At 52.3% G+C, this 15675-nt stretch carries 14 protein-coding genes; 11 read left to right on the forward strand and 3 right to left on the reverse strand.

The features are described 5' to 3' along the window. Positions 1-37: 37 nt before the first annotated feature. The 8 genes from lepA to shoB all read left to right on the forward strand — a co-directional run bounded on the left by lepA (position 38) and on the right by shoB (position 7045). Entirely contained in the window at positions 38-1837 is a 1800-nt protein-coding gene (gene lepA / locus K0778_RS13000) for a translation elongation factor 4 (protein WP_000790168.1), read from the forward strand. A 15-nt stretch (positions 1838-1852) separates the two neighbouring features. Continuing rightward, complete coding sequence (gene lepB, locus K0778_RS13005; protein ID WP_000002542.1) at positions 1853-2827, forward strand: signal peptidase I; 975 nt, start codon at positions 1853-1855, stop codon at positions 2825-2827. A 271-nt stretch (positions 2828-3098) separates the two neighbouring features. Beyond that, the gene (gene rnc, locus K0778_RS13010; protein WP_001068343.1) at positions 3099-3779 is read left to right on the forward strand and encodes a ribonuclease III; all 681 of its coding nucleotides are present in this window, start codon (positions 3099-3101) and stop codon (positions 3777-3779) included. Next, complete coding sequence (gene era, locus K0778_RS13015) at positions 3776-4681, forward strand: GTPase Era (RefSeq protein ID WP_000020749.1); 906 nt, start codon at positions 3776-3778, stop codon at positions 4679-4681. Before rnc ends, era begins: the two co-directional genes overlap by 4 nt. A gap of 11 nt (positions 4682-4692) precedes the next feature. Then, entirely contained in the window at positions 4693-5421 is a 729-nt protein-coding gene (gene recO, locus K0778_RS13020) for a DNA repair protein RecO (RefSeq protein WP_000399393.1), read from the forward strand. Between the two features lie 11 nt (positions 5422-5432). Beyond that, the gene (gene pdxJ / locus K0778_RS13025) at positions 5433-6164 is read left to right on the forward strand and encodes a pyridoxine 5'-phosphate synthase (protein ID WP_001295365.1); all 732 of its coding nucleotides are present in this window, start codon (positions 5433-5435) and stop codon (positions 6162-6164) included. Beyond that, complete coding sequence (gene acpS / locus K0778_RS13030; RefSeq protein WP_000986029.1) at positions 6164-6544, forward strand: holo-ACP synthase; 381 nt, start codon at positions 6164-6166, stop codon at positions 6542-6544. The genes pdxJ and acpS overlap by 1 nt, the downstream gene beginning before the upstream one ends. A gap of 420 nt (positions 6545-6964) precedes the next feature. Next, positions 6965-7045 (forward strand): type I toxin-antitoxin system toxin ShoB, encoded by an 81-nt coding sequence (gene shoB / locus K0778_RS13035; RefSeq protein ID WP_000128776.1) that lies wholly within the window; start codon positions 6965-6967, stop codon positions 7043-7045. A gap of 193 nt (positions 7046-7238) precedes the next feature. On the opposite strand, the gene yfhL is transcribed toward shoB, so the two are convergent. Then, positions 7239-7499, reverse strand: coding sequence for a 4Fe-4S dicluster ferredoxin YfhL (gene yfhL, locus K0778_RS13040; protein WP_001196283.1), 261 nt, complete (start codon positions 7497-7499; stop codon positions 7239-7241). A 55-nt stretch (positions 7500-7554) separates the two neighbouring features. Beyond that, positions 7555-8403, reverse strand: a complete 849-nt coding sequence (locus K0778_RS13045; protein ID WP_001013779.1) for a MurR/RpiR family transcriptional regulator — start codon at positions 8401-8403, stop codon at positions 7555-7557. Between the two features lie 208 nt (positions 8404-8611). On the opposite strand from K0778_RS13045, the gene yfhb reads away from it, so the two are divergent. Beyond that, positions 8612-9247, forward strand: coding sequence for a phosphatidylglycerophosphatase C (gene yfhb / locus K0778_RS13050; RefSeq protein ID WP_063084668.1), 636 nt, complete (start codon positions 8612-8614; stop codon positions 9245-9247). 57 nt (positions 9248-9304) lie between these two features. Continuing rightward, positions 9305-9808, forward strand: coding sequence for a tRNA adenosine(34) deaminase TadA (gene tadA, locus K0778_RS13055; protein WP_001297409.1), 504 nt, complete (start codon positions 9305-9307; stop codon positions 9806-9808). On the opposite strand, the gene mltF is transcribed toward tadA, so the two are convergent. Beyond that, entirely contained in the window at positions 9805-11361 is a 1557-nt protein-coding gene (gene mltF / locus K0778_RS13060; RefSeq protein ID WP_000734212.1) for a membrane-bound lytic murein transglycosylase MltF, read from the reverse strand. The genes tadA and mltF overlap by 4 nt on opposite strands. Positions 11362-11618: 257 nt before the next feature. Here mltF and purL point away from each other — a divergent pair, with 257 nt between their 5' ends. Then, a complete protein-coding gene (purL, locus tag K0778_RS13065) occupies positions 11619-15506 on the forward strand; it encodes a phosphoribosylformylglycinamidine synthase (protein WP_000970095.1) in 3888 nt (1295 codons plus the stop codon). Positions 15507-15675: the final 169 nt, after the last annotated feature.

Raw genomic sequence — 15675 nt, forward strand, 5'->3', positions numbered from 1 at the left:
TGGTTAACCGGGCATTAAGGCACAATAATCATACTTTATGAAGAATATACGTAACTTTTCGATCATAGCTCACATTGACCACGGTAAATCGACGCTGTCTGACCGTATTATCCAGATCTGCGGTGGCCTGTCTGACCGTGAAATGGAGGCGCAGGTTCTCGATTCCATGGATCTTGAGCGTGAGCGTGGCATTACCATCAAAGCGCAAAGCGTGACGCTGGACTACAAAGCGTCTGACGGCGAAACCTATCAGCTTAACTTTATCGACACCCCGGGCCACGTAGACTTCTCCTATGAAGTTTCCCGTTCGCTGGCTGCCTGTGAAGGTGCATTGCTGGTGGTCGACGCCGGGCAGGGCGTGGAAGCGCAAACCCTGGCAAACTGCTACACCGCCATGGAAATGGATCTCGAAGTGGTGCCAGTACTGAACAAGATTGACCTGCCGGCAGCCGATCCTGAACGCGTGGCGGAAGAAATTGAAGATATCGTCGGCATCGACGCCACTGACGCGGTGCGCTGTTCAGCGAAAACCGGCGTTGGCGTGCAGGACGTTCTCGAACGTCTGGTGCGCGACATTCCGCCGCCGGAAGGCGATCCGGAAGGCCCGTTGCAGGCACTAATTATCGACTCATGGTTCGACAACTACCTGGGCGTTGTTTCACTTATCCGTATTAAAAACGGCACCCTGCGTAAGGGCGACAAAGTGAAAGTCATGAGTACCGGGCAGACCTATAACGCCGACCGTCTGGGCATCTTCACGCCGAAACAGGTTGACCGCACTGAACTGAAATGTGGCGAAGTAGGCTGGCTGGTATGTGCGATTAAAGATATCCACGGCGCTCCAGTCGGCGATACCTTAACGCTGGCGCGTAATCCGGCAGAAAAGGCGCTGCCTGGCTTTAAGAAAGTCAAACCGCAGGTATACGCCGGTCTGTTCCCGGTAAGTTCCGACGACTATGAAGCCTTCCGTGACGCGCTGGGTAAACTCAGCCTGAATGATGCCTCACTGTTCTATGAGCCGGAAAGCTCCAGCGCGCTGGGCTTTGGTTTCCGCTGCGGCTTCCTTGGCCTGCTGCACATGGAGATCATCCAGGAACGTCTGGAACGTGAATACGATCTGGATCTGATCACCACTGCGCCGACCGTAGTGTATGAAGTTGAAACCACGTCAAGGGAAGTTATCTACGTCGACAGCCCATCCAAGCTGCCTGCGGTAAATAACATTTACGAACTGCGCGAGCCGATTGCAGAGTGTCACATGCTGCTGCCGCAGGCATATCTCGGCAACGTTATTACGCTGTGCGTAGAAAAACGCGGCGTGCAGACCAATATGGTTTACCACGGTAATCAGGTGGCGCTGACGTACGAGATCCCGATGGCGGAAGTGGTGCTCGACTTCTTCGATCGCCTGAAATCTACCTCGCGTGGTTATGCGTCTCTGGATTACAACTTCAAGCGCTTCCAGGCGTCCGACATGGTACGTGTAGACGTATTAATCAACGGTGAACGTGTTGATGCGCTGGCGTTGATCACCCACCGTGATAATTCGCAAAACCGCGGTCGCGAGTTGGTGGAGAAGATGAAAGATCTGATCCCACGCCAGCAGTTTGATATCGCCATTCAGGCAGCGATTGGTACGCACATCATTGCGCGATCCACCGTGAAACAGCTGCGTAAAAACGTACTGGCTAAATGTTATGGCGGCGATATCAGCCGTAAGAAAAAGCTGCTGCAGAAGCAGAAAGAAGGTAAGAAACGCATGAAGCAGATCGGTAACGTCGAGCTGCCGCAGGAAGCGTTCCTCGCCATTCTGCACGTCGGCAAAGACAACAAATAACCCTTAGGAGTTGGCATGGCGAATATGTTTGCCCTGATTCTGGTGATTGCCACACTGGTGACGGGCATTTTATGGTGCGTGGATAAATTCTTTTTCGCACCTAAACGGCGGGAACGTCAGGCAGCGGCGCAGGCGGCTGCCGGGGACTCACTGGATAAAGCAACGTTGAAAAAGGTTGCGCCGAAGCCTGGCTGGCTGGAAACCGGTGCTTCTGTTTTTCCGGTACTGGCTATCGTATTGATTGTGCGTTCGTTTATTTATGAACCGTTCCAGATCCCGTCAGGTTCGATGATGCCGACTCTGTTAATTGGTGATTTTATTCTGGTAGAGAAGTTTGCTTATGGCATTAAAGATCCTATCTACCAGAAAACGCTGATCGAAACCGGTCATCCGAAACGCGGCGATATCGTGGTCTTTAAATATCCGGAAGATCCAAAGCTTGATTACATCAAGCGCGCGGTGGGTTTACCGGGCGATAAAGTCACTTACGATCCGGTCTCAAAAGAGCTGACGATTCAACCGGGATGCAGTTCCGGCCAGGCGTGTGAAAACGCGCTGCCGGTCACCTACTCAAACGTGGAACCGAGCGATTTCGTTCAGACCTTCTCACGCCGTAATGGTGGGGAAGCGACCAGCGGATTCTTTGAAGTGCCGAAAAACGAAACCAAAGAAAATGGAATTCGTCTTTCCGAGCGTAAAGAGACACTGGGTGATGTGACGCACCGCATTCTGACAGTGCCGATTGCGCAGGATCAGGTGGGGATGTATTACCAGCAGCCAGGGCAACAACTGGCAACCTGGATTGTTCCTCCGGGACAATACTTCATGATGGGCGACAACCGCGACAACAGCGCGGACAGCCGTTACTGGGGTTTTGTGCCTGAAGCGAATCTGGTCGGTCGGGCAACGGCTATCTGGATGAGCTTCGATAAGCAAGAAGGCGAATGGCCGACTGGTGTGCGCTTAAGTCGCATTGGCGGCATCCATTAATAGCCATCTTCGTTCACGTTGTCGCCGTTATGGCGACAACGTGAATTATTTATGAGATAAATCTCCCGTGGCTAACGACATCCCCCGTCGTTGTGTATAGAATATTCCCCCGAAGTTTAAGGTTGGCACCTCCAGGTTGCCACGGCACACGAAACAGCGTTGGTCCCCATATACCGGTAAACTGAAACTGCAGCGAAGCAGTTAGCAGAACCATGTATATCAGGTCTGTTTCGTGTGCTGAATTGTTGACGCATTTATTTATTGGTATCGCATGAACCCCATCGTAATTAATCGGCTTCAACGGAAGCTGGGCTACACTTTTAATCATCAGGAACTGTTGCAGCAGGCATTAACTCATCGTAGTGCCAGCAGTAAACATAACGAGCGTTTAGAATTTTTAGGCGACTCTATTCTGAGCTACGTTATCGCCAATGCGCTTTATCACCGTTTCCCTCGTGTGGATGAAGGCGATATGAGCCGGATGCGCGCCACGCTGGTCCGTGGCAATACGCTGGCGGAACTGGCGCGCGAATTTGAGTTAGGCGAGTGCTTACGTTTAGGGCCAGGTGAACTTAAAAGCGGTGGATTTCGTCGTGAGTCAATTCTCGCCGACACCGTCGAAGCATTAATTGGTGGCGTATTCCTCGACAGTGATATTCAAACCGTCGAGAAATTAATCCTCAACTGGTATCAAACTCGTCTGGACGAAATTAGCCCAGGCGATAAACAAAAAGATCCGAAAACGCGCTTGCAAGAATATTTGCAGGGTCGTCATCTGCCGCTGCCGACTTATCTGGTAGTTCAGGTCCGTGGCGAAGCGCACGATCAGGAATTTACAATCCACTGCCAGGTCAGCGGCCTGAGTGAACCGGTGGTTGGCACAGGTTCAAGCCGTCGTAAGGCTGAGCAGGCTGCCGCCGAACAGGCGTTGAAAAAACTGGAGCTGGAATGAGCATCGATAAAAGTTACTGCGGATTTATTGCCATCGTCGGACGTCCGAACGTTGGCAAATCCACATTGTTGAACAAACTGCTGGGGCAGAAAATCTCCATCACCTCCCGCAAGGCGCAGACAACTCGTCACCGCATTGTGGGGATCCATACTGAAGGCGCGTATCAGGCGATCTACGTCGATACACCGGGCCTGCATATGGAAGAAAAACGCGCCATTAACCGCCTGATGAACAAAGCGGCGAGCAGCTCTATTGGCGATGTTGAGCTGGTGATTTTTGTCGTTGAAGGCACCCGCTGGACGCCGGACGACGAAATGGTGCTCAACAAACTGCGCGAAGGCAAAGCGCCGGTAATCCTCGCGGTGAACAAAGTGGACAACGTGCAGGAGAAAGCCGATCTGCTGCCGCACCTGCAGTTCCTGGCAAGCCAGATGAACTTCCTCGATATCGTGCCAATCTCTGCCGAAACCGGGCTGAATGTCGACACTATCGCAGCAATCGTGCGTAAGCATCTACCTGAAGCGACTCATCACTTCCCGGAAGATTACATCACCGATCGCTCACAGCGTTTTATGGCGTCTGAAATCATCCGCGAAAAACTGATGCGTTTCCTCGGCGCTGAACTGCCGTACTCCGTGACCGTGGAGATCGAACGTTTCGTCTCTAACGAACGCGGCGGTTATGACATCAACGGTTTGATTCTCGTTGAGCGTGAAGGGCAGAAGAAGATGGTTATTGGCAACAAAGGGGCCAAGATCAAAACCATCGGGATTGAAGCGCGTAAAGACATGCAGGAAATGTTTGAAGCGCCTGTTCACCTTGAACTGTGGGTAAAAGTGAAATCCGGTTGGGCCGACGACGAACGCGCACTGCGCAGTCTCGGTTACGTTGACGATCTTTAAGAATCACTCCGATGGAAGGCTGGCAGCGCGCATTTGTCCTGCATAGTCGCCCGTGGAGCGAAACCAGCCTGATGCTGGACGTCTTCACGGAGGAATCGGGTCGCGTGCGTCTGGTTGCCAAAGGCGCACGCTCTAAACGCTCTACTCTGAAAGGTGCATTACAGCCTTTCACCCCTCTCTTGCTACGTTTTGGCGGGCGTGGCGAAGTCAAAACGCTGCGCAGTGCTGAAGCTGTCTCGCTGGCGCTGCCATTAAGCGGTATCACGCTTTACAGCGGTCTGTACATCAACGAACTTCTCTCCCGCGTACTGGAATACGAGACGCGCTTCTCTGAACTCTTTTTCGATTACTTGCACTGCATTCAGTCTCTTGCAGGTGCCACTGGTACGCCAGAACCCGCGCTGCGCCGCTTTGAACTGGCACTGCTCGGGCATCTGGGCTATGGCGTCAATTTTACCCATTGCGCGGGTAGCGGCGAGCCGGTAGATGACACCATGACGTATCGTTATCGCGAAGAAAAAGGGTTTATCGCAAGCGTCGTTATCGACAATAAAACGTTCACCGGAAGGCAGTTAAAAGCGTTAAACGCGCGGGAATTTCCTGACGCAGACACACTACGCGCCGCGAAACGCTTTACCCGCATGGCGCTTAAGCCGTATCTTGGCGGTAAACCATTAAAGAGCAGGGAACTGTTCCGGCAGTTTATGCCTAAGCGAACGGTGAAAACACATTATGAATGATGAGGATTGTCATGGCTGAATTACTGTTAGGCGTCAACATTGACCATATTGCAACGCTGCGTAACGCACGCGGTACTGCTTACCCGGATCCGGTGCAGGCGGCGTTTATTGCCGAGCAGGCGGGAGCGGACGGCATTACCGTGCATTTACGTGAAGATCGCCGTCACATTACTGACCGCGACGTGCGCATCCTGCGTCAGACGCTGGATACCCGTATGAATCTGGAGATGGCAGTGACCGAAGAGATGCTGGCGATCGCCGTTGAGACGAAGCCACATTTTTGCTGCCTGGTACCGGAAAAGCGTCAGGAAGTAACAACCGAAGGCGGCCTGGACGTTGCAGGGCAGCGTGAAAAAATGCGCGATGCCTGCAAACGTCTGGCAGATGCCGGGATCCAGGTTTCTCTCTTTATCGACGCCGATGAAGAGCAGATCAAAGCTGCGGCAGAGGTTGGCGCACCGTTTATCGAGATCCACACCGGTTGCTATGCTGATGCCAAAACTGACGCCGAACAGGCGCAAGAGCTGGCGCGTATCGCCAAAGCCGCGACCTTTGCCGCTAGTCTCGGTCTGAAAGTTAACGCTGGTCACGGTCTGACCTATCACAACGTGAAAGCTATTGCCGCCATCCCTGAGATGCATGAACTGAATATCGGTCATGCCATTATTGGTCGTGCAGTGATGACCGGACTGAAAGATGCGGTGGCAGAAATGAAGCGTCTGATGCTGGAAGCGCGTGGCTAATGGCAATATTAGGTTTAGGCACGGATATCGTAGAGATCGCTCGCATAGAAGCAGTGATCGCCCGATCCGGTGAACGCCTGGCACGCCGCGTATTAAGCGATAACGAATGGGCAATCTGGAAAACGCACCACCAGCCGGTGCGTTTTCTGGCGAAGCGTTTTGCTGTGAAAGAAGCCGCAGCAAAAGCGTTTGGCACCGGGATCCGCAATGGTCTGGCGTTTAATCAATTTGAAGTATTCAATGATGAGCTCGGCAAACCACGGCTACGGCTATGGGGTGAGGCATTAAAACTGGCGGAAAAGCTCGGCGTTGTAAATATGCATGTAACGCTGGCAGATGAGCGGCACTATGCTTGTGCCACGGTAATTATTGAAAGTTAAAAATAATACCGTTCTCTTTAAAAAGTAAAACCCCCGAACTGGTAAGGAACGGGGGTTTTACTTTTTAACTTTAATTTTGTGCAGCATGCACCCTCAACAACAGCGATTATGGATCAGTGTACTTATCTTTTACAAGCAACTTGCAATCTTTAGCATAAAAACTCGAGCCTTTACGAAGAAAGCAATATTGATGGAAAGATTAACGTGACCGCTAATTCGTAAGTACATTAAAATTGGCTTCGTTATTGAAGATTTTGCTGTGCTTTACACCATGCCACAGAATTCCCCCATTGAAACGAGTGGTGTCGTCAAAGCTCTGGTGTGGAGTGCAGCATGCACCCTCAATAACTCGCACGTTCAGTTTTGGGGAGATGTAAGGGCTAATCTGAATGGCTGCATTCCTTGTTTAAGGAAAAACGAATGACTGATTGCCGATACCTGATTAAACGGGTCATCAAAATCATCATTGCTGTTTTACAGCTGATCCTTCTGTTCTTATAACACAAGGAAACGTACTTAAGGTGCGTCCGGTGAACCAGTCGGACGCACCTTTAATAACTATAAATAAGTGTCTGGGCAGATACTATATAAATTAACTTAGTGAATGATTATGCTAATGTCATCAATTAAATAAATATAATGGCGTTAAGGCTTCCCAGTAATATAATTAATACTCTACTTCCAGAGTAGAATATTAAATTTTATCCGCGTGGTGCATCAGCACAAATTTATCCCACAACTGTTCTTCTGTCTCGACATGCGCCGGATCTTTCACAATAGTATTGGGGATCGGGCACACCTTCTGGCAGGTTGGTGTCTCGTAGTGCCCTACGCATTCGGTACACTTATCGCTGTTAATCTCGTAGATATGATCTCCCATTGAAATCGCCTCATTCGGGCATTCGGGTTCACACATATCACAATTGATGCATTTTTTAGTGATTAACAACGCCATAAGGAAACTCTCAAAACAACACAAACCGGGCGGGCATTATACGCGCATTCTTTACTCAGACCAGTTTTTTCACCAGCGCTTCACTATGACGAATACGTTCTGGTGCCAGTTCCAGATCCTGCTGAATCAGCGCAATGAACAGCAAATCCGTTAACATTCCCTGAGCGTGACAAGCAGAGATTGAAGCACTGTTTGTCGCTTGTTCTTCGGCAATGGTATACAGGCAATGAGAAGCACGCTGTTGCAGGGCATTCGGAGTAAAGCCGGTAATCGCCAGCACTTTTCCGCCCACTCGCAGCATCTCATCTGCCGCCAGGTTTAACTCGCGTCGTACACCGGTGTAGGAAATGGCTAATAACAGATCGTCAGGGGACGACGCCTGTACTGTTGCGAGTAGCGCATGCATATCGCGCACTGCGGCAGCATTGAAGCCAATCTTCATCAGCTTCCAGGCAAAGTTTTGCGCCACCAGACCCGAAGCGCCAATACCGGTCAGAATTATCCGCCGCGCAGAGCGCAACATTGTTACGCATTCATGCAGTTTCTCTTCACTATTAACGTTTAGCGTTGCGTACATAGCGGCAGTATTTTCTTTAATCAGTTTTTCGCCGACCAGCCGTAACGGATCATCACCGCGGATTTGGTTATGAATGGGCACGGAGGGTGATTCCGGCTGGCTTGCCAGCGCTTCACTCAACGCCAACTTAAGCGCCGGAAAACCTTTATAGCCGAGTTTTTGCGCGAACTTCACGACGCTGGACTGACTGACTCCGGCTTCGTTGGCCAGTTGCTGAGAGCTTAAATGGCGCGCCGTATCAGGTTGTAGCAGCAGATAATCCGCCAGTTTTTTATCACTCTGGGCAAGCCCCTGGTAACGCTGACGGATACGAAGTAAGCCGTTCATATCTTTCCTCGCGATGAAATAGTGGCGACAACAGGCAATATGAGACACACGCGAGTGAATTTTATATTCCATTGCCGCTAATTGCCATGAATTAAAAATTCCAGTTAGCCATGATGCGGTCGATTGTTGCCGGAAAAGTGATGATCTATCTGTTAGGCTATGTAGTAGCGAAAATTAATCAGGATGTTTCAGTCCAGAGGAGTATGGTTTGGCAACTCACGAGCGTCGTGTGGTGTTTTTTGACTTAGATGGAACATTGCATCAGCAGGATATGTTCGGCAGTTTTCTGCGCTATTTACTACGTCGCCAACCGCTGAATGCGTTACTTGTCCTGCCGTTGTTACCGATTATAGCCATTGCGTTATTGATAAAAGGTCGTGCGGCACGCTGGCCGATGAGTCTGCTTCTGTGGGGGTGCACTTTTGGTCACAGCGAAGCACGTTTACAGACGTTGCAGGCCGATTTCGTGCGCTGGTTTCGCGACAATGTTACCGCCTTTCCGCTGGTTCAGGAGCGATTAACCACCTACCTGTTAAGTTCCGATGCTGATATCTGGTTGATTACCGGCTCTCCGCAGCCGCTGGTTGAAGCGGTTTATTTCGATACGCCCTGGCTGCCGCGGGTTAATCTTATCGCCAGCCAAATTCAGTGTGGCTATGGTGGTTGGGTATTGACGATGCGTTGTCTGGGACATGAAAAGGTCGCACAACTGGAGCGCAAAATCGGCACTCCGCTGCGGCTGTACAGTGGCTATAGCGACAGTAATCAGGACAATCCGCTGCTTTATTTCTGTCAGCATCGTTGGCGAGTAACCCCGCGCGGTGAACTCCAGCAACTGGAATAGAGTAAAGCATAGCGTCCGTGTATAATGCGCCGCGCTTTTATAACCGGAGTTTTCTTTTTGTCTGAAGTCGAATTTAGCCACGAATACTGGATGCGTCACGCGCTGACGCTGGCGAAACGTGCCTGGGATGAGCGGGAAGTGCCGGTCGGCGCGGTATTAGTGCATAACAATCGGGTAATCGGCGAAGGCTGGAACCGCCCGATTGGTCGCCATGATCCCACCGCACATGCAGAAATCATGGCCCTGCGGCAGGGTGGTCTGGTGATGCAAAATTATCGTCTGATCGACGCCACGTTGTATGTCACGCTTGAACCATGTGTAATGTGTGCCGGAGCGATGATCCACAGTCGCATTGGTCGCGTGGTCTTTGGTGCGCGTGACGCGAAAACTGGCGCTGCGGGATCTTTAATGGATGTGCTGCATCATCCGGGTATGAATCACCGAGTGGAAATTACGGAAGGAATACTGGCGGATGAGTGCGCGGCGTTGCTCAGTGACTTCTTTCGCATGCGCCGCCAGGAAATTAAAGCGCAGAAAAAAGCGCAATCCTCGACGGATTAATTTTGTTTCTCTTCACTCCCTTTCCTGGAAAACAGCAGAGAGGGAGAATGGGTCAAATAGTTTGATGACGACTGGGAAAGAAACGAGAGAAAAGGAAATTTCTCTTTGCCCAACTCCGTAGGCGATACCGCCGGATAATCCTGCGCCAGTTGCATCGCCGCTTCTGTAGCCTGCTTCTCTTTCTCTTGCAGATAACCCACCAGGCTAATCTGATACTTACGAATATTTTCGACATAAGCGTAGGCTTCATGTCCACGAGCGTAGCCGTAAGTCAGCTTGCTGTAATAGGGTTTCTGGCTAAGTAAAGGCAGACGCTGTTTTACGTCAGCCCAACTGTCAGGATTCCCTTTGGTTTTTGCCGTCAGGGCGCGGGCATCCAGCATATGCGCATAGCCCATATTGTACGCAGCGAGGGCAAACCAGATCCGCTCGTTCTCCGGCACACTTTCCGGCACTTTACTCATCATATCCTGCAAATAACGCACGCCACCGCTGATGCTCTGTTCGGCATCGGTACGATCCGTAATGCCGAGGCTTTGCGCGGTATTTTTGGTTAACATCATCATGCCGCGCACACCCGTCGGTGAAGTGGCCTGTGCATCCCAGTGCGATTCCTGATAAGCAATAGCGGCCAGCAAACGCCAGTCAATTTCTTCGGCGTATTTCTCAAACAGGGGCTTTAACTGCGGCAGTACCGCATCGACGGCGCGTAAAAATGTGCGCGTATCGACGTAATCAAAATCATCGCCATGCCCCAGGTATTTCTCTTCAATGCGTGCCAGCGTACCGTCTTCATTCATTTCGTTGAAGAAGTCGAGCAGGGCGGCGGAAAGGGTATTATCGCCATCTAACGGGCTAAACCAAGTCACCGGTTGTTCATCGGTGATATCGAGCGCTACGGCGAGCTCCGGGTGAACGCGCTGAAACAGGCTGATGGCGACAGAATCAGCAATGGTGTAATCGAGTTTTCCTTCGATGACATCTTCCATTAATTCCGCAGAGCCTTTTTTGTCGTCTACCTTCCAGCTTAATTCCGGGAATTTTGTTTCTTTCAGGGTCTGGAGATCGTTAACCACCACATGACCCGGTGCAACGGTGAGTTGCTCCGCCGTCAGGTTGCCCAGCGTACGTGGGCGATACTGACCCACTTTATAAACCAGTTGTTGTGACACGGAATAATAGGTAGGGCCAGGCTGATAATTTTTTACCCGCTCACTGTTATAGACAAGTCCTGCCGCCAGCAGGTCGGCGTTACCATTATCAAGGTCGTCAAACAGCTGGCTGATATTCTGCCGCACGGTCACTTTCAGTTTTACGCCGAGGTAATCGGCAAACTGTTTCGCCAGTTCGTAATCCAGGCCAAAAGGTTTCCCGTTGATTTCGTTATAAGTCAGGGGAGTATGAATGGTGCTCACACGCAACTCTCCCCGCGCTTGAATGGCGGCGATACGGTTGTCGGCTTTACCAAACCAGGGAATAGATGGCCAGAGAGCGACCGCGAGCAGCAGTGCCAGAATGCCGATGAACAGATAATTAATCTTTAATTTTTTCAATTAGTTAATTCTCTGTGTCGTGCGCGTCCCAGCTTGAAAAAACGTAATAATAGTGAAAGGTTTACTCATAAATGAGCGGCATTTTGCGTAAACCTGCGCCAGATGGCAACTTATTACAGCCATTGGCGGCACGCGTTGCTAATTCACGATGGTGATTTTATTTCCACGCAAACGGTTTCGTCAGCGCATCAGATTCTTTATAATGACGCCCGTTTCCCCCCCTTGGGTACACCGAAAGCTTAGAAGACGAGAGACTTATGATGGAAATTCTGCGTGGTTCGCCTGCACTGTCGGCATTCCGAATCAACAAACTGCTGGCACGTTTTCAGGCTGCCAGGCTCCCGGTTCACAATATTTACGCCGAGTATGTCCATTTTGCTGACCTCAATGCGCCGTTAAACGATGATGAGCACGCACAACTTGAACGCCTGCTGAAATATGGTCCGGCACTCGCCAGCCACGCCCCGCAAGGCAAACTCCTGCTGGTGACCCCGCGTCCTGGCACCATCTCTCCCTGGTCTTCGAAAGCGACCGATATTGCCCATAACTGCGGGCTACAACAGGTAAACCGCCTTGAGCGCGGCGTTGCTTACTATATAGAAGCCGGTACGCTGACCAATGAACAATGGCAGCAGGTTACCGCTGAACTGCACGACCGCATGATGGAAACGGTCTTTTTTGCTTTAGATGATGCAGAGCAGTTGTTTGCCCACCATCAACCGACTCCGGTTACCAGCGTTGATTTGCTGGGGCAGGGCCGTCAGGCGCTGATCGACGCTAACCTGCGTCTTGGCTTGGCTCTGGCGGAAGATGAAATTGACTATCTGCAGGATGCTTTCACAAAGCTTGGTCGTAACCCGAACGACATCGAGCTGTATATGTTCGCTCAGGCGAACTCTGAGCACTGCCGCCACAAAATTTTTAATGCCGACTGGATTATCGACGGTGAACAGCAGCCGAAATCGCTGTTCAGGATGATCAAAAATACTTTCGAAACCACGCCAGATCACGTTCTCTCTGCTTATAAAGATAACGCCGCCGTAATGGAAGGTTCTGAAGTGGGCCGCTACTTTGCTGACCACGAAACGGGCCGCTACGATTTCCATCAGGAACCGGCGCATATTCTGATGAAAGTCGAAACTCACAACCACCCGACGGCGATTTCTCCGTGGCCGGGCGCGGCGACGGGTTCCGGCGGCGAAATTCGTGATGAAGGCGCCACCGGACGCGGTGCGAAGCCGAAGGCTGGTCTGGTTGGTTTCTCCGTTTCCAACCTGCGAATTCCTGGCTTCGAACAGCCGTGGGAAGAAGATTTCGGTAAGCCTGAGCGCATTGTCACCGCGCTGGACATCATGACCGAAGGCCCGCTGGGCGGCGCGGCGTTTAACAACGAATTTGGTCGTCCGGCACTGAATGGCTACTTCCGTACTTATGAAGAAAAAGTGAACAGCCACAACGGCGAAGAGCTGCGCGGTTATCACAAACCGATCATGCTGGCGGGCGGGATCGGCAACATTCGCGCCGATCACGTACAAAAAGGCGAGATCAACGTCGGTGCGAAGCTGGTCGTTCTCGGCGGCCCGGCAATGAACATCGGTCTTGGCGGCGGAGCGGCGTCTTCCATGGCGTCAGGTCAGTCTGATGCCGACCTCGACTTTGCTTCCGTACAGCGCGACAACCCGGAGATGGAGCGTCGTTGCCAGGAAGTAATCGACCGTTGCTGGCAGCTTGGTGATGCTAACCCAATTCTGTTTATCCACGACGTCGGTGCGGGCGGTCTTTCTAACGCCATGCCGGAACTGGTGAGCGACGGCGGGCGCGGCGGTAAATTCGAACTGCGCGATATCCTGAGCGACGAACCGGGCATGAGCCCGCTGGAAATCTGGTGTAACGAATCCCAGGAACGCTACGTGCTGGCGGTTGCTGCTGATCAATTACCGCTGTTTGACGAGCTGTGTAAGCGTGAGCGCGCACCCTACGCTGTGATTGGTGAAGCGACCGAAGAACTGCATCTTTCTCTGCACGATCGTCATTTTGATAATCAGCCGATCGATCTGCCGCTGGACGTCCTGCTTGGTAAAACGCCGAAGATGACCCGCGATGTACAAACGCTGAAAGCGAAAGGCGACGCGCTGGCCCGTGAAGGGATCACCATTGCAGACGCGGTGAAACGTGTGCTGCATCTGCCGACTGTGGCGGAAAAAACCTTCCTGGTGACCATTGGCGACCGCAGCGTAACCGGCATGGTAGCGCGCGATCAGATGGTGGGGCCGTGGCAGGTGCCGGTCGCTAACTGCGCGGTCACTACCGCCAGCCTCGACAGCTACTACGGTGAAGCGATGGCGATTGGCGAGCGTGCGCCGGTTGCGCTGCTGGATTTCGCCGCCTCTGCCCGTCTGGCGGTCGGTGAAGCGTTAACCAACATCGCCGCAACACAAATTGGCGATATCAAACGCATCAAACTTTCCGCCAACTGGATGGCGGCGGCAGGCCACCCTGGTGAAGATGCGGGCCTGTATGAAGCCGTTAAAGCCGTGGGCGAAGAGCTTTGTCCGGCGCTGGGCCTGACGATCCCGGTGGGTAAAGACTCCATGTCGATGAAAACCCGCTGGCAGGAAGGTAACGAAGAGCGCGAAATGACGTCGCCGCTGTCGCTGGTGATTTCTGCATTTGCCCGCGTGGAAGATGTACGTCACACCATCACGCCGCAGCTTTCTACCGAAGATAACGCACTGCTGCTGATTGATTTGGGCAAAGGCAATAACGCGCTGGGCGCAACGGCGCTGGCGCAGGTTTATCGTCAGCTTGGCGACAAACCGGCAGATGTACGCGATGTCGCGCAACTGAAAGGCTTCTATGACGCGATTCAGGCGCTGGTTGCACAGCGTAAGCTGCTGGCGTATCACGACCGCTCTGATGGCGGCCTGCTGGTAACGCTGGCGGAAATGGCCTTTGCTGGTCATTGTGGCATTGACGCGGATATCGCCACTCTGGGTGACGATCGCCTGGCGGCGTTGTTTAACGAAGAACTGGGTGCGGTGATTCAGGTTCGTGCCGCTGACCGTGAAGCGGTCGAGTCCGTACTGGCACAGCATGGGCTTGCTGATTGTGTCCATTATGTAGGGCAGGCGGTTTCCGGTGACCGTTTTGTGATTACCGCCAACGGGCAGACTGTATTCAGCGAAAGCCGCACCACGTTGCGTGTCTGGTGGGCAGAAACTACCTGGCAGATGCAGCGCCTGCGTGACAACCCGGAGTGTGCCGATCAGGAGCATCAGGCGAAATCTAACGACGCCGATCCGGGCCTGAATGTAAAACTGTCGTTCGATATCAACGAAGATGTGGCAGCACCGTATATTGCCACTGGCGCACGTCCGAAAGTTGCCGTACTGCGTGAGCAGGGCGTGAACTCGCATGTTGAAATGGCGGCAGCTTTCCACCGTGCAGGCTTTGATGCTATCGACGTGCATATGAGTGACCTGCTGACCGGACGCACGGGCCTGGAAGATTTCCACGCCCTGGTCGCGTGCGGTGGTTTCTCCTACGGTGATGTGCTGGGTGCCGGTGAAGGTTGGGCGAAGTCAATCCTGTTCAATGACCGTGTACGCGATGAGTTTGCAACCTTCTTCCACCGTCCGCAAACGCTGGCGCTGGGGGTATGTAACGGTTGCCAGATGATGTCTAATCTGCGTGAACTGATCCCAGGTAGTGAGTTGTGGCCACGTTTTGTGCGCAATACCTCCGATCGCTTTGAAGCGCGTTTCAGCCTGGTTGAAGTAACCCAAAGCCCGTCTCTGCTGTTGCAGGGGATGGTGGGCTCGCAAATGCCGATTGCTGTCTCTCATGGTGAAGGGCGCGTGGAAGTGCGTGATGCGGCGCATCTGGCGGCACTGGAAAGCAAAGGGCTGGTGGCACTGCGCTATGTCGATAACTTCGGCAAAGTCACTGAAACCTACCCGGCTAACCCGAACGGTTCACCGAACGGTATTACGGCAGTCACGACTGAAAGTGGTCGAGTCACCATTATGATGCCGCACCCGGAACGTGTTTTCCGTACTGTCAGCAACTCCTGGCATCCGGAAAACTGGGGCGAGGATGGCCCATGGATGCGCATTTTCCGCAATGCGCGTAAGCAGTTGGGGTAAGTCGTCAGCCCATTGGTTTTGCAGCCCGGATGCGGCATTAAGCACCAACCACTATCATAAGCTCCCAACTCCGGGAGCTTTTTTGTGTCTGTAAATCACGACAATGGGTGGTTTGCCGTGTCGCTTTCTGGCGACACTTAACTCATTGATTTTAATATTATCTAATAAG

The organism is Escherichia sp. XD33 (assembly GCF_019375075.1).
Lineage (GTDB): Bacteria > Pseudomonadota > Gammaproteobacteria > Enterobacterales > Enterobacteriaceae > Enterobacter > Enterobacter flexneri_A.